The sequence below is a fragment of the Acuticoccus sediminis genome (assembly GCF_003258595.1).
GTDB classification, from domain to species: Bacteria; Pseudomonadota; Alphaproteobacteria; order Rhizobiales; family Amorphaceae; genus Acuticoccus; species Acuticoccus sediminis.
The window spans coordinates 400,235-419,480 of record NZ_QHHQ01000001.1 but is presented as its reverse complement, the minus strand read 5'-3'; the positions used below and the strand labels follow the sequence as shown (position 1 = coordinate 419,480).

General features: G+C 70.7%; 14 protein-coding genes. 6 read left to right on the top strand and 8 right to left on the bottom strand.

Going from position 1 to position 19,246, the window contains the following annotated elements:
• The first annotated feature begins 57 nt into the window (after nucleotides 1–57).
• A complete protein-coding gene (locus tag DLJ53_RS01715; protein ID WP_111341781.1) occupies nucleotides 58–1,152 on the top strand; it encodes an ABC transporter ATP-binding protein in 1,095 nt (364 codons plus the stop codon).
• A 9-nt stretch (nucleotides 1,153–1,161) separates the two neighbouring features.
• Here DLJ53_RS01715 and DLJ53_RS01710 read toward each other — a convergent pair whose 3' ends face one another.
• The 3 genes from DLJ53_RS01710 to DLJ53_RS01700 all read right to left on the bottom strand — a co-directional run bounded on the left by DLJ53_RS01710 (nucleotide 1,162) and on the right by DLJ53_RS01700 (nucleotide 4,573).
• Nucleotides 1,162–2,913, bottom strand: a complete 1,752-nt coding sequence (locus DLJ53_RS01710) for an ABC transporter permease (RefSeq protein ID WP_244934979.1) — start codon at nucleotides 2,911–2,913, stop codon at nucleotides 1,162–1,164.
• A gap of 7 nt (nucleotides 2,914–2,920) precedes the next feature.
• Nucleotides 2,921–3,892 (bottom strand): ABC transporter substrate-binding protein, encoded by a 972-nt coding sequence (locus DLJ53_RS01705; RefSeq protein WP_111341779.1) that lies wholly within the window; start codon nucleotides 3,890–3,892, stop codon nucleotides 2,921–2,923.
• 339 nt (nucleotides 3,893–4,231) lie between these two features.
• The gene (locus DLJ53_RS01700; RefSeq protein ID WP_111341778.1) at nucleotides 4,232–4,573 is read right to left on the bottom strand and encodes a hypothetical protein; all 342 of its coding nucleotides are present in this window, start codon (nucleotides 4,571–4,573) and stop codon (nucleotides 4,232–4,234) included.
• A gap of 97 nt (nucleotides 4,574–4,670) precedes the next feature.
• Here DLJ53_RS01700 and DLJ53_RS01695 point away from each other — a divergent pair, with 97 nt between their 5' ends.
• Nucleotides 4,671–5,612, top strand: a complete 942-nt coding sequence (locus DLJ53_RS01695) for a LysR family transcriptional regulator (RefSeq protein ID WP_111341776.1) — start codon at nucleotides 4,671–4,673, stop codon at nucleotides 5,610–5,612.
• A 205-nt stretch (nucleotides 5,613–5,817) separates the two neighbouring features.
• Here DLJ53_RS01695 and DLJ53_RS01690 read toward each other — a convergent pair whose 3' ends face one another.
• Entirely contained in the window at nucleotides 5,818–6,231 is a 414-nt protein-coding gene (locus DLJ53_RS01690; protein WP_111341774.1) for a nuclear transport factor 2 family protein, read from the bottom strand.
• A gap of 381 nt (nucleotides 6,232–6,612) precedes the next feature.
• Here DLJ53_RS01690 and DLJ53_RS01685 point away from each other — a divergent pair, with 381 nt between their 5' ends.
• The 3 genes from DLJ53_RS01685 to DLJ53_RS01675 are packed head-to-tail and all read left to right on the top strand — an operon-like array spanning nucleotide 6,613 to nucleotide 9,772.
• Nucleotides 6,613–8,658 (top strand): PAS domain-containing sensor histidine kinase, encoded by a 2,046-nt coding sequence (locus tag DLJ53_RS01685; RefSeq protein ID WP_111341773.1) that lies wholly within the window; start codon nucleotides 6,613–6,615, stop codon nucleotides 8,656–8,658.
• Nucleotides 8,655–9,329, top strand: a complete 675-nt coding sequence (locus DLJ53_RS01680) for a response regulator transcription factor (RefSeq protein WP_111341771.1) — start codon at nucleotides 8,655–8,657, stop codon at nucleotides 9,327–9,329. Before DLJ53_RS01685 ends, DLJ53_RS01680 begins: the two co-directional genes overlap by 4 nt.
• Complete coding sequence (locus DLJ53_RS01675; protein WP_111341769.1) at nucleotides 9,323–9,772, top strand: response regulator transcription factor; 450 nt, start codon at nucleotides 9,323–9,325, stop codon at nucleotides 9,770–9,772. Before DLJ53_RS01680 ends, DLJ53_RS01675 begins: the two co-directional genes overlap by 7 nt.
• Nucleotides 9,773–10,115: 343 nt before the next feature.
• Here the strand turns inward: DLJ53_RS01675 and DLJ53_RS01670 are convergent, their stop codons facing one another.
• Nucleotides 10,116–11,789, bottom strand: coding sequence for an FAD-dependent oxidoreductase (locus tag DLJ53_RS01670; RefSeq protein ID WP_111341768.1), 1,674 nt, complete (start codon nucleotides 11,787–11,789; stop codon nucleotides 10,116–10,118).
• A 107-nt stretch (nucleotides 11,790–11,896) separates the two neighbouring features.
• The gene (locus DLJ53_RS01665; protein ID WP_111341766.1) at nucleotides 11,897–12,718 is read right to left on the bottom strand and encodes an alpha/beta fold hydrolase; all 822 of its coding nucleotides are present in this window, start codon (nucleotides 12,716–12,718) and stop codon (nucleotides 11,897–11,899) included.
• 644 nt (nucleotides 12,719–13,362) lie between these two features.
• Between DLJ53_RS01665 and DLJ53_RS01660 the strand changes: the two genes are divergently transcribed.
• Nucleotides 13,363–15,537 (top strand): TonB-dependent siderophore receptor, encoded by a 2,175-nt coding sequence (locus DLJ53_RS01660; protein WP_162408763.1) that lies wholly within the window; start codon nucleotides 13,363–13,365, stop codon nucleotides 15,535–15,537.
• A 90-nt stretch (nucleotides 15,538–15,627) separates the two neighbouring features.
• Here the strand turns inward: DLJ53_RS01660 and DLJ53_RS01655 are convergent, their stop codons facing one another.
• Both DLJ53_RS01655 and DLJ53_RS01650 read right to left on the bottom strand, forming a co-directional pair.
• A complete protein-coding gene (locus DLJ53_RS01655) occupies nucleotides 15,628–16,932 on the bottom strand; it encodes an NtaA/DmoA family FMN-dependent monooxygenase (protein ID WP_111341762.1) in 1,305 nt (434 codons plus the stop codon).
• A gap of 201 nt (nucleotides 16,933–17,133) precedes the next feature.
• The gene (locus DLJ53_RS01650; protein WP_111341760.1) at nucleotides 17,134–19,206 is read right to left on the bottom strand and encodes a hydantoinase/oxoprolinase family protein; all 2,073 of its coding nucleotides are present in this window, start codon (nucleotides 19,204–19,206) and stop codon (nucleotides 17,134–17,136) included.
• Nucleotides 19,207–19,246: the final 40 nt, after the last annotated feature.

The window sequence follows — 19,246 nt, the reverse complement described above, 5'->3', positions numbered from 1 at the left end:
CCATGCGGGGCGCTTGCCTAGACCGGTGGCGGTAGGGCCGAGAGGAGAGGCGCCGCTGTGACCAATGCCACCGCGCGTGCGGCGGACGGAACCTCCGTCGAGGCGCGACATACCCACGGCGTCAGCGTCGCCGGCCTCACCAAGCGCTTCGCCGGAAAGGCCGCCGTCGACGATATCGACCTCAGCGTCGCGCCCGGCGAGTTCTTCTGCGTCCTCGGCCCGTCCGGCTGCGGCAAGAGCACGTTGCTGCGCCTCGTCGCCGGGCTCGAGACGCCCGATGCGGGCGCGATCACCATCGGTGGGCAGGAGGTGGCCGGGCGCGGCCGCTCGATCCCGCCGGAGCATCGCGGCGTCGCGATGGTGTTCCAGTCGTACGCACTCTGGCCGCACATGAGCGTCTTCCAGAACGTCGCCTTCGTTGCCGAGGCGGGCGGGCGCTCCCGGCAGGACGCTGCGGCCGCCACCGCCGCCGCGCTCGAGGCCGTCGCCCTCACCCCCTTCGCCGAGCGAAAGCCGGCTGCGCTCTCGGGCGGGCAGCAGCAGCGCGTGGCGCTCGCGCGCTGCCTCGCGTCCAACGCGCGGGTTCTGCTGATGGACGAGCCGCTCGCCAACCTCGACCCGCACCTGCGCGACGTGATGGAGACCGAGCTCGCCCGCGTTCACCGCGCGTCCGGCGCGACGACGCTCTACATCACCCACGACCAGCGCGAGGCGATGGCGCTGGCGAGCCGCATCGCCGTGATGGACGCCGGCCGCGTCCTTCAGGTGGCCGACCCCGTGACGCTCTACCGCCGCCCCGCCAACGAGGCGGTGGCGCGCTTCATCGGCCGCGGCGCGATCGTGGACGGCACGATGATGCGCCACGACGGCGACGGGGCGCTGGTCCGCTGCGGCGCGCTGGACATCGCCGTCGCCGCCGACCGGCCCCGAGCGGGCACGGTGCGGGTCCTCCTGCGTCCCGCGGACGTGCGCCTCGCCGGTGACGGACCGCTGTCGGGTCGCGTCACCCGCGTCACCTGGCGCGGCGGCGTGTTCGAGCTGGTCGTCGCGCACGAGGCGCTCGGGGAGGTGCAGCTTCACGCCGCCACGGCACCGGCGGTGGGCGAGACCGTGCGCTTCGCCGTCGACGGCGGCTGGGTGCTGCCGGCCTGACCGGAGCGCTCAGCGCCAGGGGACGGCGCCGGCGGGGAGATGCCGCCCCATGCGGTCCAGGATCAGCATCAACACCACCGTCGCCCCGACCGTGACGGTGCTCATCGCCGCCGCGAGCGTGGTGTAGCCGCCGTCCTCGTAGTTGAAGATCGTGGTGCCGATGGTCTCGTTGCCCGACGACCAGAGGAGGGCCGAGACGGTGATCTCGTTGTAGGCCGTCAGGAAGACCAGGATCGCGGCGGACGCGGCTGCCGGCGCCACCAGCGGCGCGAAGATCCGGCGCATGCGCATCGCGTAGCCCGCGCCGGCGACCCGGGCGGCGTCCTCCAGAGCCGGGTCGAGCTGGGCGAACGCCGTTGCGACCGGCTTGATGGCGATGGTGAGGAAGGCGGCGCCGTAGGCGAGCGTGATGATCAACAGCGTGTTGTAGAGCGAAACGCCGATCACCGGCAGCGGCGCGATGAACGCGACGATGAAGGCGATGGAGATGACGATGCCGGGGATCGCGTAGGCGATGTCGCCGAGCCCGTCGACCGCGCCGGCGAGCCGGCGGACCGCGCCGTGCCGTGTGCCGAGATGGGCGACGACGATGGCGAAGGCCGCGAGCGCCAGCGCCGCCCCGCCCGCCGCGACCGAGGAGTTGAGGAAGGCACGCACCGTCACGCCCTGGCGCACGAGGACCTCGGCGAAGTTGTCCAGCGTGGCGGTGGCCGCGTTGAGGGGGAGACCGTACGTGCGCACCAGCGCCGTCGCGAGGAGCGCCGACAGCGGCAACACCACGACAAGCGCCACGAAGATGAGGAGCGCGCCTTCCACCAGCGGCCGTTTCGCGCCGAGCCTGAAGGACAGCGGCGGGCGCGGCGGTCCCGTCAGCGCCGCGCGTCCGTAGCGCTGCAGCAGGGCCACGACGATGACCGCCATCACCGCGACGCCGGCCATGATGGTGGCGATGACGGCGACGTTCTCCAGGATCGAGACCCCGAAGCTCGCCATCCGCTGCCACATCAGGACCGGCAACGTGGTGTAGCGGGCGGGGATGCCGAGTAGCGCGGGGATGCCGAAGTTCTTCAGCGCGGAGACGAAGGCGAGGCCGAAGCCCGCGACGATCGCCGGCGCCAGCAGCGGCAGGACGATGCGCCTCAGCACCCGCGAGGGCGGGGCGCCGGCGGTCCGCGCCGCGTCTGCGAGCTCGCGCGGCTGCGCCCGGAGCGCGGCGCGCACCACGAGGAAGACGAGCGGCGTGTGCTGGACCGCGAGCAGCAGGATGACGCCCCAGCGGGAATAGAGGGGGTGTGTCGTGCCGGGCTCCGGCGCGAGGCCCAGCGTGCGCAGGAGCGGGCTCGACGGTCCGGCGGCCTGGATCCACGAGATCGCCGTCACGTGGGGCGGGATCATCATCGGGATCAGCAGGAGGAAGACGAAGAGGCCCTTGGCGCGAACGTCGGTCAGGCCGAGGACGAGCGCGAGCAGCGTGCCGACCGCCGTCGCCGCCAGCGCCGAGAAGAACGAGGAATCGAGGCTGTTGAGGAGGGCGCGCTGGACCGAGCGGCTGCCGAGCGCCTCTGCGACGGGGCCGAGGGAGAGGCCGTCGCCGGCCGCCAGCCCCTTCACCAGAAGCAGGCCGAGCGGCAGCGCGATCAGCACCGTCGCGAGGAGGATGGCGACGGCGAGGGCGAGGCCCTCGCCGCGCGGTCGCCACGCCAGGCGCCAGCGCGGACCTCGGCGGTCCGCGACGCGCAACGGCGGGTTGGACAGCGACACCGGCCGATCAGCCGCCGAAGAGCTCCGAGAAGCGCATCTTGTCGGCGTCGGAGTTCTTCAGCGCGGCCGCCGGGTCGAACTGCATCAGCTTGATCTCGTCGCGGGCGGGGAAGCCGGCGGGCGCCTGCACCGCGGGATCCGCCGGGAGATAGCCCTGGTCGGCGGCGAGCGTCTGGCCGTCCTCCGAGAGGAGGAAGTCGACGAAGGCCCTGGCGGCCTCGGCGTTGTCGGTGGTCGACAGGATTGCCACCGGCTCGGTCACGTAGGAGACGCCCTCCGTCGGGAACACGAAGTCGATCGGGGCGCCCTCTTCTCGGCTGCGGATCGCGAGATAGTCGACGAGGAAGCCGTAGAGCTTCTCACCGCCCGCGACCGCCTTGTAGACGCCGCCGTTGCCACCGGACGCCAGCGTGTCCTGGTCGGCGAGACCCTCGTAGAAGTCCCAGCCGAGGGCCGGGTCGGAGGTCAGCGTCTCCATCGTGATCGTGGCGGCGCCGGAGGTGAGCGGCGAGGGGATCATGATCTTCCCGGCCGCCTCGTCCGAGAGGAGGTCGGCGTAGCTGGTCGGCTTCAGGGGCGCGTTCTTGTTGTAGACGATGCCGGTCGTGATGAGCTTGGTGGAGAAATAGAACCCCTCCTTGTCCATCAGGCCGTCCGGGTAGGCGGCGGTGTCGGCCTCGGGGTAGGCCATCAGGCGGCCACCTTCCTTGAGGGCCTGCATGGTGACCGTGTCGGCGATCAGCAGCACGTCGGCCTGCGGCTGGCCTGCGGCGAACTCGCCCTCGAGCTTGGCCATCACCTTGGTGGTGCCGTCGCGGAAGAAGTCGACGGTCACGCCCGGATAGGCCTTCTGGAAGGCGTCGACGGTCGCCTGTGCGTCCGCGTTCGGCTGCGAGGTGTAGAGGGTGAGGGTGCCGGACGGCTCGGCGAGCGCGGAGCCGGCGACGAGAGTCGCAGCAACGGCGAGAGCGAAACGCATGGAATTCATCCTTCTGTCGCGGTCACTGGCGACCCTGATAGCCGCCACAACGACTCCCCCTCATGGCGGCTGTCCTTGACGCTTCGATGACAGGCCGCGGAAATTCGTGCCCGTCCCGAGGCGAACACGCGTGGCGCCCCCTGGAGCCGAGGCGGGTAGTGGCGCCGTCGCCGCCCGTCAAGGCCGGCGAGGAAATCGGGCGACGGAAGCGCCGGTCGGTCCGCCCGCGCGCCGTGCCTCCGGGAGGGGGCGGGCCGGAACGACGAACGCCCCGCACGGCGGCCGGGCCATGCGGGGCGTCTGGTGTCGTGGCGGGCGCCGGACGGTCCGGCGACGGGGTCAGTTGGTGAGGGTCGCGGTGTCGCGGACGCGCAGGATGTCGGCCTCGCGGGTGATCTCGACCTCGACGGGATCGATGCCGGCGGCGCGCGGCGTCGAGAACGTGACGCTCTGGCCCGGGGCGAGGACGCTGGTCACGCGCAGCGGCGTACCGTCGGCGTTCTCGGCGAGGGTGGCGACGACCCGGTAGCCCTCCGGCTCGACCGTGTAGTAGGCGACGCCGGAGACGGTCCCGAGGTCCAGCGAGTGCGCCTCGTTCGGCACGGCATCGCCCGCGTAGGCGGCGCCGCTGAGGGTGGCAAGGGCGAGGGTGGCTGCAACAATGGGGCGGCGGATGGACATGAAACTCTCCTAATACTTTTGTCGAGGGGCGGGGCCGCTCGACTTGAGCCAGGAGATCGTATGGATACCCTCATCCATCAATCGGATGGGGTGCATTGTGAGTATCGATGGCGTCGATCTCTCCCGGGTCGATCTGAACCTGCTGGTGCATCTCGAAGCGCTGCTCTCGGAACGAAGCGTCACCCGTGCCGCGGCCCGCGTCGGGCTCAGCCAGTCGGCGATGAGCCACAACCTCGCCCGGCTGCGCACGCTGCTCGACGACGACCTGCTGACGCGCGGGCCGGAGGGGATGCGTCTGACCCCCCGGGCCATGGCGCTGGTCGGGCCGGTCGACACCGCGCTGGCCGAGGTGCGCAACATCCTGGCGCGCGAGGAGCCGTTCGACCCCGGCACCGCCGAGCGCACCTTCCGCCTCGGGCTGCCGGACAGCATGGAGATGCTCATCGGCCCGGCGCTGCTGACGCATCTGCGGGCCCACGCGCCGGGCGTGCGGCTGCGCTTCTACAACATCGATTCGGCCGAGGTGCTGGAGGATCTCGACGCCGACCGGATGGAGCTCGCGGTCGGATTCGGCGATTTCCCTCAAGGCCGTACCCACCACAAATGGCGGCTCCTGTGCTCGGAGAGCTACGTGTGCATGTTCTCCGCCGCGCAGACGGGGCTGACCGCGCCGCTCACGCTGGAGGACTATATCCGCGTGCCGCACATCCTCACCAGCCTGCGCCACGGCGAGGGGGTGCGGGGGGTGGTGGACGACGCGCTGGAGGCGCTGGGGCTGAAGCGCACGGTGGTGCTGACGACGCCCCGGTTCCTGGGCGTGCCGTCGCTCGTGGCCGAGGCGCCGGTGCTCGTGACGATGCACGCCCGCATCGCCCGGCTGTTCGCCGACCGGTATCGGCTCGACCTCAGCCCGCCGCCGATCGAGATCGACGACGTCGCCGTTTCGCTCCTGTGGCACGCCTCCCGGACTCACGATCCGGGCCACACCTGGATGCGGCATCTTGTGACGCGGCTGGTCGGCGAGCTGCGTGGCGACTGACGCTGTTCTGACACGGTACTGACACGAGCCTGACCCCGACCGGGCTTCGAGGCATCGGCGCCTTGCCCCCACCGCAGGCCAGCGATGCATCGGGCCGCCCGGAAGGCCGGAAAGCCGGAAATGCGGGGCTGGAATGTCATTGCGCGGGGGACGTCGCGAAGGCCGGCGACGGAGCCGCGCTCCCCCGCCCGGGCGGGCGACGGCGTCAGGACCAGGCGTCGACGAAGATGTAGAGGCGCTCGATCCGGTCCTCGCGCGTCATCGCCATCGTCGTGCCGGTGAGGCGGGGCATGCGGTGCGGGACGCCGGCGGTCCAGCGCAGCAGCGTCGCGCCATGGTGTCCGAGCGTCAGGCCCGCCGGGGCGAACACGCCACCCTCCGGCATACGGGCGCGCAACCCGGCGACGGCGAACGACATCGCCGCGCGGCCGACGAAGGTGTGGCGGGCGTCGAGCAGTTCGGCGTCGTCGGTGTAGAGCTCGGCCATCGCCGCCTCGCGCCGCTCGGCCGACGGCTCGTTGAACACCCGCGTGAGGTTCTGGAGCAGCAGCTCGTCGGACCGCAGACGCGGCATGGTCACGCTCAGCTTGGCGATCTCTTCGCGCGGCATCGTCTTCATCACCCACCTCGTTCTCTCTGGGCCGGCCTCTCCGCCGACACCCGGAGCCTCGCCCGGAAGGGTGGTTTCCCGATAGCCATCCAGCGGGGTGGTCGGCCCATACGGGGGTATGCCCCCCTTGGCGCGAACGGATCGGTCCTCCGGGGCGGGGGCAAGGTAAACGAATGTATGGTTTTGCCGGGCGCCGAGTTGTTTTCTTGTCGGGCTGGATACGGGGCCGTGGCCCCGCCGCGTACAATTCCCGCGGCGAGCGCGAAGGAGAACACCTGTGCTGCAGCACGACGGCGCGTCCCTGCATGAGGCCGCGGCCCGGTCTCCGGCGGGCGGGCATCCCGCGCACCTGAGGCGCCGCGCCATGTGGCGCCACGAGGCGGGACGCTAGTGCAGCGCGCCGTCGACCCGCGCCCCCGGGAGACCGCCGCCGATGCGGCGCCCGCCGCCGCGCCCCGCAGGGTCGACGGGCGCCTCTTCTGGATGGCCACTGCCGGGATCCTCGGCGGAGCCGTCTTCGTCGCGGACACGCTGAGCGGGTTCGAGAGCGCGATCGCGGTGCTCTACGCGCTGGTCGTGGTGATCGGCGCCCAGGGGCAGGGGCGATCGGTCATCCTCGGCGTCTCGGCTGTGTGCTCGGTCCTCGTGGTGATCTCCTTCTCCGCCACCCACCTCGGCGACGTCGACACCGGCAACATCGGGCGCATGGTGGTCTCGCTCGTTGCCATCGCGCTCACGGCGGCCCTCCTGTCGAGCCGCCTCACGGTGCAGAAGACCCGCCTTGCGCTGCAGGAGAGCGAGGCGAACCTGCGGGCGGTCGCCGACTCGGTGCCGCAGATCCTGTGGCAGGCGCTGCCGTACGGACGCATCACCTACCTCAGCCACCGCTGGACCGAGATGACCGGCGCGTCCGTGGAGGAGGGGCTCTCCAAGGATGGCCGCGGCTGGCTCGACTGGTTCCATCCGGAGGATCGCGGGCCGCTGCTCGACGACTGGGGCGCCGCGATCGCCGGCGAGGCCGCGTTCGAATCCTATCGCCGCCTCAAGGTCCAGGACGGCAGCTACCGCTGGCTGCAGATCAGCGCGCGGCCGATCCGCTCCGAGGAGAGCGGGCATGTGCTGCGCTGGTACGGCGTCTCCACCGACATCGACGCGGAGATGCGCGCGCAGCTGACCATCCGCGACCTCAACCAGACGCTGGAGCAGCGCGTCGCCGAGCGCACGGCCGAGCTCGCCCGGAGCGAGCGGCGCTACCGTTCCGCCTTCGAGCAGTCGCACGTCGCCCTCTTCGAGATGGACATCTCCGACGCCCGCGACCGGATCTTCGGCCTGAAGGACTCCGGGGTCGAAAGCGCCGCGGCCTACCTCTTCGAGCATCAGGACATCCTGGAGGAGTGCCTCCACTCGGTGCGCGTCCTCGATGCGAACGACGCCGCCGTGCGGCTCCTCGGCGCCGAGCGGCGGGAGGAGCTGATCGCCCACGAAGGCACCTTCATGCGCGACCGCTCGCGCGAGACCGTCGACCTCTACTGCGCCCTGGTGGAGCACAACCAGCGGGTCGAGGGGGCGTCGGAGGTGATGGCGTCGAACGGGAAAATCGTCAAAGTCCTGTTCGGCACCTCGCGCATCGATGCGCCGGACGACCGCTTCCACATCCTCGTCGGCATGATCGACGTCACCGAGCGCGAACGGGCGCAGGAGCTGCTGCTGGCCGCGCAGGAGGAACTCGCCCGCGCCAACCGCGCGGCGACTCTGGGGGCCCTGTCCGCCTCCATCGCGCACGAGCTGAACCAGCCCATCGGTGCGGTGATGATGGACGCGCAGACGGCCGCGCGCTGGCTCGAGCGCGATCCGCCGGACCTCGAGTCGGCGCGCCGGGCGCTCAGCCGTGTCGCCGGCAACGCCGAGCGCGCCAGCGGCATCCTGCGCCGGACCCGCGAACAGCTCATCAAGGGGCGCCGCGTGGTGGGCGCGCTGGACGTCGCGGACGTGGTAAGCTCGTCCCTGTCGCTGCTGGAACGCGAGATCCGTGTCGGCCGGACGCGGGTTCACCTTCGCGTCGCCGACGGCCTGCCGCCCATCGAGGCGGACCGGATCGAACTGCAGCAGGTGATGGTGAACCTCGTCGTGAACGCCGTTCAGGCCATGCGGCAGTCGCCGGCCGGGCAGCGCATCCTCGACATCACCGTCGACGCGGACGGGGAGGACAAGGTGCGCGTCAGGGTGAGCGACACCGGGACCGGTATCGACCAGGAGCACATCGACCGCCTCTTCGAGCCGTTCTTCACGACCAAGCCGGAGGGGATGGGCATGGGCCTCCAGATCTGCCGGGCGACGATCCAGTCCTTCGGGGGCGACATGTCGGCCAGGAACAACGAGGGGAAGGGCGCCACGTTCGAGTTCGTACTTCCCGCAGCGGGAGGGGAAGACGCATGAGGACGCCTCAGGGAGCGAGCGGTCCCCTCGTGGTCGTCGTCGACGACGACGAGGGCATGCAGATGGCGCTCGCCGACCTACTGAAGTCGGTGGAGATGAACGTGCGCTGCTACACTTCGGTCGACGAACTCTTCGCCGTCGGCGTCGAGGGGGTGAACTGCATGATCCTCGACGTGCGCCTGCCGGGGCAGAGCGGGCTCGAGCTGCAGGAGCGGCTGCATCAGATGGGAAGCCGCGTTCCGGTGATCTTCGTGACAGGCTTCGGCGACGTCCCGATGGGCGTGCGCGCGATGAAGGGCGGCGCGGTGGATTTCCTGACGAAGCCCTTCCGCAACCAGGAGCTCATCGACGCCGTCAACGAGGCCCTGCGCAAGGACGCGGAGCAGCGCCGCACTACCGGCGCGGCGGACGCGGTGGTGAAGCTCGCCGAGTCGCTGACGCCGCGTGAGCGGGAGGTGATGAACCTCGTCTGGAAGGGGCTCATGAACAAGCAGATCGCCTACGAGCTCGGGATCGCCGAGATCACGGTGAAGATCCACCGCCGCAACGTCATGCAGAAGATGGAGGCGACGTCCGTCGCCGAGCTGGTCCGCAAGGCCGACCTGGTGAAGTCCCACGAGGACGAGAAGGCGCGCAGAGATACCGCCCCCTATACGCAAGGTCGATGGTGAGAGCCGACGGATCGGCGCACATCATTGTGACCAACGATGAAAACCGAAAGCGTACCGCCGTGTCAGTCCCCCCAATCGTAGCCGTTGTCGACGACGACGAATCCATGCGCGACGCGCTGGAAGCGCTGATCGACTCACTGGGCTATCGTGCGCGAACCTTCGCGTCGGCGGACGACTACCTGCGCTCGAAGGGCGAGGTGGACGTCGGCTGCATGATCCTCGACGTGCAGATGCCGGGGACCAACGGCTTGGACCTTCAGACGCAGCTGGTCGAGGCCAACGCGGCCCCGCCGATCATCTTCGTGACCTCCTACGGGGACGACAACGTTCGCCGCCGCGCGATGCGGGGCGGGGCGCTCTACGTGCTCGAGAAGCCGGTCCAGGACCGTGTGATCATCCGCTGCCTGGAAGAAGCGTTGGCCAGCCACCAGGGCGACGCCTGACGCGCAGGCCGCTCGGCGCCGCCCGCACGGGCGGGGCCGGATGCCGACGGCCCGGGCGTGTCGCGACGTCGTGGCGCGTCCTGACGTCGAATGTGACCCACCCGACGTTCTCCGCCGCCTGACCACGTCGACGCGGCGTGGCGCGCCCCGTCCAGACGACCCGCCGGCCGGCCCGAAGCGCCCGCGCCCTTCGAAATCCTCCTCGTTTTGCCGACGGGCGACCGGCTGCCGGCCGCTTCGGATCGTGCCGGCGGTGAGCCGGTCGCAGGCGCCCGCAAGGAAGAACGGCGCGCCGGGGGTGGCGCGCCGTCCTTGTGGTCGAAGGGTTCGAGTGGTGGATCTGTCAGAGAGCCGGCGCGGGGGCGGCGGTCCTGAGGGGCTGGATGTGCTGGTGGAGCGCCGCCACAACCTGCGCCCCCTCGCCGACGGCCGACGCGACGCGCTTCACCGACGCCGACCTGACGTCGCCGATCGCGAAGATCCCCGGGCGGCTCGTCTCCAGTATGCCGCGGCCGTCGCCGGCGTTCGTCCCGGTGAGGACGAAACCGTGGCGGTCGAGCGCCACTCCGGTGCCGGCCAGCCAGCTCGTGCGCGGCTCGGCGCCGATGAAGAGGAAGAGGTGGCGCGTCTGCGTCACATGCTCCTCGCCGTCGCCGCGGCTGCGCCAGCGGACCGCCGAAAGGACTCCGTCCGATCCCTCGAGGCCGCTCACCTCCGAGCGGGTCGCGATCGTCACGTTCGGCAGACCCTCGATGCGGTCGACGAGATAGCTCGACATCGAGGCCGAGAGGCTCTCGCCGCGCACCAGCACGACGATGTGCCTGGCCCTGCTGGCGAGGTAGACGATCGCCTGCCCGGCGGAGTTGCCCGCGCCGACGAGGACGACGTCGCTCCCGGTGCAGAGCTTCGCCTCCAGCGGCGAGGCCCAGTAGTGGATGCAGCCGCCGCCCTCGAACGCCTCCATCCCGTCGGCGGCGAGGTGGCGGTAGTCGACGCCGTTGGCGATGACCACGGCCCGGGCCTTCACCGACCCGCCGCTCGCGAGGGTCAGGCGGTGCTCCCCCTGCGTGCCGTCGAGCGCGACGACCTCCTCGGGAATCGCGAACTCGACGCCGAACTTGGTCGCCTGGTTGAAGGCCCGGGCCATGAGGGCGAGGCCGCTGATCCCGGTCGGGAAGCCGAGGTAGTTCTCGATGCGGCTCGACGCGCCGGCCTGCCCGCCGAACGAGCGGCAGTCGAGGACGACCGCAGCCAGCCCCTCCGACCCCGCGTAGACCGCGGCGGCGAGGCCGGCGGGGCCGGCGCCGATGATCGCGACATCGTACTGGCGGTCGGGGTCGATGGTCTCGACCATGCCGAGGCACCGCGCGAGCTCGTACTCGCTCGGATTGCGCAGGATCTGCCCGCCCGGGCACACGACGATGGGGCGGTCCCCGGTGGCGATGTCGAAGCGGGTCATGAGGCAGGACGCCTCCGGATCGGCCTCGGGGTCGAGCTCGCGGTGCGGGTGGCCGTTGCGGCGCAGGAAGCCGGCGAGCCGCAGCACGTCGCTGCTGTCGGCGCGGCCGATGATGATGGGCCCGCCGACGCCGCCGGCGATCAGGCCGACACGGCGCAGGATGAGCGCGCGCATGATGATCTCGCCGATCTCGGCCTCGGCGACGAAGACGGCGCGCAGCCGCTCCGGGGCGATGACGAGCGCCTCGACCGGGGCGGCCGCCTGCGCGTTGTAGAGCGACGGCCGGCCGGAGAGCTGGCCGAGCTCGCCCATGAACTGCCCGGCGCGGTGGACGGTGATGAGGCGCGGTTCGAGCGCGCCGGGCTGGGTCACCTTCACCTCGCCGGAGAGGATGACGGCGAGGCCGGGCGCCCGGCCTCCCCCTTCGACGAGCATCGCCCCTTCGGCATACCGCTCCTTCGTGCCGAAGCGTTCGAGCCGCGCGATCTCCTCGGCGCCGAGCACCGGCCACCGCTGGGCGTATCGTGTGTCCGACGCGGGGTAGAGGGTCTCAGTCATCGACGCACTCCCATGGTCGAGATCCGCAGATAGGGCGGTGGACGCGGGTCGCCGATCCTGGCCGGTGCCGTCCGGCGCGGCCGGGATCGCGGTCGGGTCAGATTGCGTCATCCCTTCAGGAACGCCAGCAATTCCTGATTCACCCGGTCCTTGAGCGTGGTGCAGAGGCCGTGCGGGGCGCCCTCGTAGACCTTCAGCGTCGCGCCCGCGATCATCTCCGCCTGGAGCTTGCCGGCCTGCGCGAAGGGCACGATCTGGTCGTCGTCGCCCTGGAGCACCAGGGTCGGCACGTCGATGGCCTTGAGGTCCTCGGTCTGGTCGGTCTCCGAGAACGCCTTGATGCAGAAGTATGCGGCCGGCAGGCCCGCCTGGATGCCCTGGCGGCGGAACGAGGCGCGCACCCCTTCGGACACCTTCGCGCCCTCGCGGTTGTAGCCGTAGAACGGCATCGACAGGTCCATGAAGAACTGCGAGCGGTCGGCCGCGACGCCGGCGCGGATCTCGTCGAACACCGACATCGGCAGGCCGCCGGGGTAGGCGTCGGTCTTCAGCATGATCGGCGGCACGGAGGAGATCAGCACCAGCCGGGCGACGCGGCCCTTGCCGTGCCGGGCCACGTAGCGCGCCGCCTCGCCGCCGCCGGTGGAGTGGCCGACGTGGACCGCGTCCCGGATGTCGAGCGCGGTCATCAGCTCGGCGAGGTCGGACGCGTAGGTGTCCATGTCGTTACCGGTCCAGGGCTGGCTGGAGCGGCCATGCCCGCGCCGGTCGTGCGCGATGCAGCGGTAGCCGCGTTCGGCCAGGAAAACCATCTGGTCCTCGAAGGCGTCGGCGCTGAGGGGCCAGCCGTGGCTGAAGACGACGGGCTGCCCGGTGCCCCAGTCGTTGTAGTAGATCTCGGTGCCGTCGCGGGTGGTGAACGTGCTCATGGTTCTGGCTCCTGGTCCAGCATGTCGGGGTGCAAGGTCGGGCCGGATGCGGCGGGTTTCCGCCGAGGAGCGGGTGTCGCCGCCGGTCCCTTGGGTGCGCTGAGGATGGCGCGCCCGGACCGGCGGAGCGATCATGCCAACGTATATTCTTGCGGATACATCAGCATGCGGAATGTGGTCCGAGGTGGGATCGGAACGGCCGAAGGGCTGATTCGGCGGGCCGTGGAGCGCCGTGCGGACGCTCCGGGCGGGCCGCCGGCACTTTTCGACCCCTTGGTGCGCGGCGGCAACACTCTGTATCCGGTCTAGAGTCCGCCGGGATTTGCCACGATTGTAACCTTCCCGGCGCCCGCCGAAAGGACCGTCGCCGGGCCCGATTGCCTCTCCGACAAAGGCCGCCGATCGTTTCAAAAAGAATGATGCATCGCTGAACGATCGCCTTCGATCTATACTCCGCCGTTTGGTCGGCGCGTCGATCACAGTATTGATTTCGTCTAAATCTCTCAAAGTTTAGAACGAATGAAATATAGGCCGATTCTGTAACGTTAGATTTCATGCTCATATGGTGTCTAAACTTGACTTCAAAAGAGCACAAAACCTACCACCATCGTGCGTGATCAATTGTTCTTGCGATGGAGTGGGGAATGAAGACCAACCCTTGTCATGACCGTCCCGGCGTGCGGCCGATGCGGGTTGCTGTCCTGTCAGCTCTCCTCTCGGGCACGGCCCTCGGCCTGCCGGCCGCCGCCTGGGCGCAGTCCACGGTGGAGGGCCCCTCCATCGTCCTCGACCCGATCACCGTCGACGGGCAGGCCGCCGCGTCGGACAGCGGATCGGGGACCGTCGCCAGCACCGGCTACGACCCCCGGGGCATGAGCTTCGGCGGACTTCTCAACCAGCCCGTCCGCGAGATCCCGCAGACCGTCACCGTCCTCACCGAGGAGCGGCTCAACGACCAGAACATCACCGTCCTCGACGACGCCGTCGCCGTCACGCCGGGCCTGCGTGCCTTCCGCAACGACCCCGGCCGCTCCTCCCTCTTCTCCCGGGGGTTCGAGTTCGACTCCTACTTCGTCGACGGTCTCTGGTCGCCGCTCTCCAGCATCGCCGGCTCCAACCCGGACCTTGCCCCGTTCTCGGCGGTCGAGTTCCTCAAGGGGCCGAGCGCGCTCTACGCCGGCGCCGGCAACCCCGGCGGTATCGTCAACCTCGTGCGCAAGCGCGGCCTCGAGGAGTACCGGGTGGAGGGCAGGGCCGGCTACGGCTCCTGGGACCACTGGCGCGGCATGATCGACGCCGGCGGCCCGCTCAACGCGGCCAAGACCGTCCGCGCCCGCGCCGTACTGGCGGGCGAGTCGTCCGACGGCTTCGTCGACGACAACGAGTGGGACGGCGGGGTCGGTTACGCGGCCGTCGACGTGGACCTCACCGACAACACGACCCTGTCGATCGGGGCGTGGCACCAGCGCCGGTCCTATGCGCCCTCGAACGCCCTGCCGACCTATCCGGACGGCGAGCTCCTCGACGTCTCGCGCGACACCTTCCTCGGCGCCGACTGGAACGAGTTCGACACCCAGCAGACCAGCGTCATCGGCGAACTGGAGCACCGTTTCGAGGACGGCAGCGGCCACATGCGCCTCTCCGCCCGCTACACCGACCAGCAGGGCGACGGCTTCTACGCCTACACCTCGGGGCCCGCCGACCCGGTCACCGGCGACGTGTCGATGACGTCCGCGGCGATCGACGTCTACGACAAGGCGCTGCACGTGGACGCCCACATCGACAAGGCGTTCGAGGTGATGGGGCTGGAGCAGAACATCCTCGTCGGCACCGACCTCAAGTACCTGAACGAGCGCTTCTATCGCGGGTCCGGCGCGTCCGCGCTGCCGAACAACAACATCTACAATCCGGACCCGGACTTCGCTCGGCCGGACATCGCCTGGCGCTCGCGCACGGACACCACCAGCACCGAGGTCGGCGCCTACGGGCAGGTGCGCATCAAGCCGTGGGAGCCGCTGACCCTCATCGCCGGCGTGCGCGCTTCGGGCTACGACGCGGACGTGAAGAACCTCCTCACCGACACGAAGACACACATCGGCGAGGCGCACGCCTCCCCTTACGTCGGCGCGGTATACGACGTCACCGACAACATCTCGCTCTACGCGAGCTACACCACGACGTTCCAGCCGCAGACCGAACTCGACGCCGGCGGCGACCCGCTCGGCCCGCGCGAGGCGGAGCAGTACGAGGTCGGCATCAAGACGCAGTGGCTCGACGACAAGCTCGGCGCCTCGCTGTCCGCCTATCACCTGAAGGACCGGAATCGCGCCATCGCCAACCCGGACCTGCCGGGCACCTACACCGCGAGCGGCGCGATCGAGGTCAACGGCATCGAGGCGAGCGTCAACGGCTCACCCCTGCCGGGCTGGGACATCTTCGCCGCCTACACCTACCAGGACATGCAGTACGTCGAGGACTCGGCCGACCTCAGCTACCGCTATTACCTGCCGCAGCACCAGTTCAACCTGTGGACCAAGTACACCGTCCATCAAGGGCCGCTCGACGGGGCGCACGTCGCGGGCGGCGTCAACGTCACCGGTCCCTTCCACAACATCTACAACGGCGTGCGGATCGAGGAGGACGGCTACGTCACCGTCGACGGGCAGGTCGGCTACACCTTCCGCGAGCGGTTCAGCGCCACGCTGACGGTCACCAACATCTTCAACGAGAAGTACTACGAGCGGATCGGCACGACCGGCACGTTCAACTTCTACGGCCAGCCGCGTGCCATCTGGGGCGAGCTTTCGGCGACCTTCTGAGCGCCGTCCCGCCCACCGGCCCGCGCGTCCGGCGTTCCGGCCCCCGGAACGACCGGTGGCACCCTCACTGCGGCGAGGGTTCTCGCTGGCTCAATCCAGCAGGTGGTCGGCGAACGTCGTGCCGCGGTACTCGGAGCGGAACAGCCCGCGCTGGGTGAGCCGCGGCACCACCTCCTCCAGAAAGAGGTGCATCGAGGTCGTGGACCCCGCCGGCAGCGCGACGAAGCCGTCGATCGCGCCGGCGGCCGCCCAGTCCTCGATCTCGTCGGCCGCGTCGTCCGGTGTGCCGATGATGCGCCAATGGGCCGAGCCGACGACTTCGGGCCGGGTCAGCAGATCGCCCGCCGTCGGCGTTTCGATGGCGATGAGGCGGCGCAGGAGGTCGGCGTGGGTGCGGCTTCGCACGGTCTCCGGCGCCTCGGGCAGGTCCTCCGGCCGGACGCGGCGGTCGGACGGCCAGCCCGTCAGGTCCAGCCCCGTCATCGCCTTGACCGATGCGAGCGCGCGCGACCTGTCCGCGCCGCGGTGCGTCGCGGCGAAGAGCTCGGCCGCCTCGGCGCGGCTCGCGGCCAGCGTCAGGCTGAGGCCCGGCAGGACACGGATGTCGCCCGCCACGCGCCCGTAGCGCTCGGCCCGGCGGCGGAGGTCGCCGCGCAGCTCGATCGCCGCCGCCTTGTCGGGCGTCGAGGCGAAGATCGCGTCGGCGACGTCCGCGGCGAAGTTGCGCCCGTCCTCGGACGCCCCCGCCTGAAACAGCGGGATGCGACCGGTCCCGAACGACGGCAGGCTCATGGGCCCCTTCACGCGGAAATGCAGGCCCTCGTGGTCGATGGGGGTGATGCGCGTGGTGTCGGCGTAGCGCCCCGTGCGGCGGTCGCGCACCAGCGCCTGGTTCGGGAAGCTCTCCCACAGGCCGCGCACGACGTCGGTGAACTCCGCCGCCCGGTCGTACCGCGCTTCCGAGGAGGGCATCGCGTAGAGGCCGAAGTTCTCGTGCCCGTCGAGCGCGGTCACGATGTTCCAGCCGGCCCGGCCCTTGCTGATCCAGTCCAGCGACAGGAGCTGCCGGGCGACGACGTAGGGCGGCCAGAAGGTGGTCGAGACCGTCGTCAGGAGGCCGATCGCCTCGGTCGCCCCGGCGACAGCGGCCAGCAGCATCGTCGGGTCGAGGCTCGAAAAACCGGGCCCGGTGCCGAGCATCTCGGTGTTGAGGTAGAGCGTGTCGGGCCGGAACACGAAGTCGAGCTTTGCCGCCTCCGCTCGCCTGGCGACGTCGATCGCGAAGGCGGGACCGTAGATCCCCTCGACGTCACTGTCCGGCCGGCGCCAGGCCGCGCCGCTCAGCCACGTGGGGGCGAGCGAGAGGCCGATGTGCAGCGTCTTTCGCGTGTCCATGGGGGCCTTTCCGAACGTCGGATGACGATGGTCGTGCCCCGCAATTGTTGTCGATTCAAGATTTATTTAAGCGAGGCCCGACGCGACGGTTGAGGTCGGGAGCGCGTCCTCGCCGACGGTGGCGCGCGCCCTCAATACGCCGAGCGCCCGTGCCGCCTTCGCCCGGCGGTGACCCGCGTCCGCCGCGCGGCGACGCGGGGGTCAGGCCCGTGTCCGCTTCGGCGCGACGGCGATGTCGAGCCAGCCCTGCCGCGTCACCGCCGCCGTGTCGCCGGGGTGCAGTGCGACGGTGGTCGTCTCGCCGGCCACCAGCGCGGGCCCGGCGAGCGTGTGGCCGTGGGCGAGGGCATCGAGCGGATAGACCGGGACGTCGGCGAATGCCCCGTCGAGATAGATCGACCGCCGGCCCGAGGGCGCGATCGGTCCCGTGGCGTCCGGCAGCGCCCGCGCCACCTCGCCCCGCTCGACCTCGCCGATCACGGCGACGCGGGCGTTGACGAGGTCCACCTCCTGGCCGGGCGAGGCGTACGTGTAGAGCTCCTCGTGCCGGCGGTGGAAGCGGTCGACGACGGCGGCCGTGAGACCCGGCGCGTCGAAGTCGATGCCGTCGAGCGGCACGTTCACCTCGAAGATCTGCTCGCCGTAGCGCATCTCCGCCGACCGTTCGATGCGGCGCCGCTCGGCGAAGCGCTCGGGCAGACGCTCCCGCGCCTCCGCCTCCAGCGCCGCGTAGAGGGCCCGGAGCGGCTCGTCGTCCATGACGGCGGTGTTGCCGACCTGCGAGCGGGCGACTTCGTAGCGCAGGTGGCTTGCCAGCATCCCCCAGGCGGAGAGCACCGAGGCGACCGTCGGCACGACGACCCGCGGGATTCCCATCTCGCGCGCCACTTCGGCCGCGTGCAGTCCGGCCGCACCGCCGAACGAGAGGAGGGTGAAGTTCCGCGGATCGACACCGCGCCGCAGCGTCATGAGGCGGATGCCGTCGGCCATCTTGACGTTGATGAGCCGGTGGATGCCGGCGGCGGCGTCCATTCGGGAGAGGCCGATCTCCCCGGCGAGCGCGTCGACTGCCGCCTCCGCATCGGCCCTGTCGAGTCGCCCGGCGCGGCCCGCGAGCGCGCCCTCGTCGAGGAGGCCGAGGACGAGGTTGCTGTCCGTGACGGTCGCGATCGTGCCGCCCTGGCCGTAGCAGGCCGGCCCCGGCACCGCGCCGGCCGACTGCGGGCCGACGGTGAAGCTCCCGGTCGCGTCCGGAACCGCGAGCGAGCCGCCACCCGCGCCGATCGACAGGATGTCGTAGCTGCGCAGCGCGATCCGCTCGCCCGCGAGCCCGCGCTCGGAGGTCAGCGCAACGCGGCCGCCGGCGATGAGCGAGATCTCGGTCGAGGTGCCGCCCATGTCGAACGGGATGACGTTCTGCGCGCCCAGCAGCGCCGCGCACGCCTCCGCCCCGGCGATGCCGCCGGCCGGACCGGAGAGGCAGGTGCCGGCCGCGAGCGCGACGGCGTCCTGCACCAGCGTGATGCCGCCGTGGGAGAGGATGATGAACAGCGGTCCGGCGAAGCCCGCCTCGACCAGCCGCCCGGTCAGCCGCTCCATGTACCGCCGGACGACGGGGCCGATGTAGGCGTTGACGACCGTCGTCGAGAGCCGCTCGTACTCCTTGATCTGCGGCAGCACGCGCGAGGACACCGAGACGTAGGCGTCCGGCATCATCTCGGCGACGATCTCGGCGGTACGCGCCTCGTGCGCGCCGTTGCGGTAGGCGTGGAGGTAGCAGATCGCGACGGAGGTGACGCCCTCGGCCGCGAGTTCCGCGACCTCGCGGCGCAGCGCCTCCTCGTCGAGCGGGATCATCACCGAGCCGTCGTAGGCGATGCGCTCCGGCACGCCGCGCCGGCGGCTGCGCGGGACAAGCGGCTCCGGCGGCGGCATCATCAGGTTGTAGCGCTCGGGCTTCAGCCCTTCGCGCATTTCGATGATGTCGCGGTGCCCCTCGGTGGTGAGGAGGCCGACCTTGGCGCCCTTGCGCTCCAGCAGCGCGTTGGTCGCGACGGTGGTGCCGTGGACGATCCGCTCGGTCCGCGCCAGAAGGTCGGCCAGCGGGAGGCCGAGGCGCCCGGCGAGGTTGCCGAGCCCGGTGAGCACGCCCACCGACTGGTCCTGCGGCGTCGAGGGCGTCTTGCAGGCGACCGTCGCGCCGCTCGCGTCGATGGCGACGAGGTCGGTGAACGTTCCACCGACGTCGATGCCGATTTTGAAGGTGTCGGTCATGGGGTCTTCGGAAATCTTCGGGGTCTTCGGAATCGGGGGC

Bases quoted from the DNA above. Each gene is read 5' to 3' on its own strand.
- DLJ53_RS01705 (WP_111341779.1), bottom strand. From the start codon at position 3,892: ATGCGTTTCGCTCTCGCCGTTGCTGCGACTCTCGTCGCCGGCTCCGCG.
- DLJ53_RS01700 (WP_111341778.1), bottom strand. From the start codon at position 4,573: ATGTCCATCCGCCGCCCCATTGTTGCAGCCACCCTCGCCCTTGCCACC.
- DLJ53_RS01690 (WP_111341774.1), bottom strand. From the start codon at position 6,231: ATGAAGACGATGCCGCGCGAAGAGATCGCCAAGCTGAGCGTGACCATG.
- DLJ53_RS01680 (WP_111341771.1), top strand. From the start codon at position 8,655: ATGAGGACGCCTCAGGGAGCGAGCGGTCCCCTCGTGGTCGTCGTCGAC.
- DLJ53_RS01675 (WP_111341769.1), top strand. From the start codon at position 9,323: ATGGTGAGAGCCGACGGATCGGCGCACATCATTGTGACCAACGATGAA.
- DLJ53_RS01670 (WP_111341768.1), bottom strand. From the start codon at position 11,789: ATGACTGAGACCCTCTACCCCGCGTCGGACACACGATACGCCCAGCGG.
- DLJ53_RS01665 (WP_111341766.1), bottom strand. From the start codon at position 12,718: ATGAGCACGTTCACCACCCGCGACGGCACCGAGATCTACTACAACGAC.
- DLJ53_RS01660 (WP_162408763.1), top strand. From the start codon at position 13,363: ATGAAGACCAACCCTTGTCATGACCGTCCCGGCGTGCGGCCGATGCGG.
- DLJ53_RS01655 (WP_111341762.1), bottom strand. From the start codon at position 16,932: ATGGACACGCGAAAGACGCTGCACATCGGCCTCTCGCTCGCCCCCACG.
- DLJ53_RS01650 (WP_111341760.1), bottom strand. From the start codon at position 19,206: ATGACCGACACCTTCAAAATCGGCATCGACGTCGGTGGAACGTTCACC.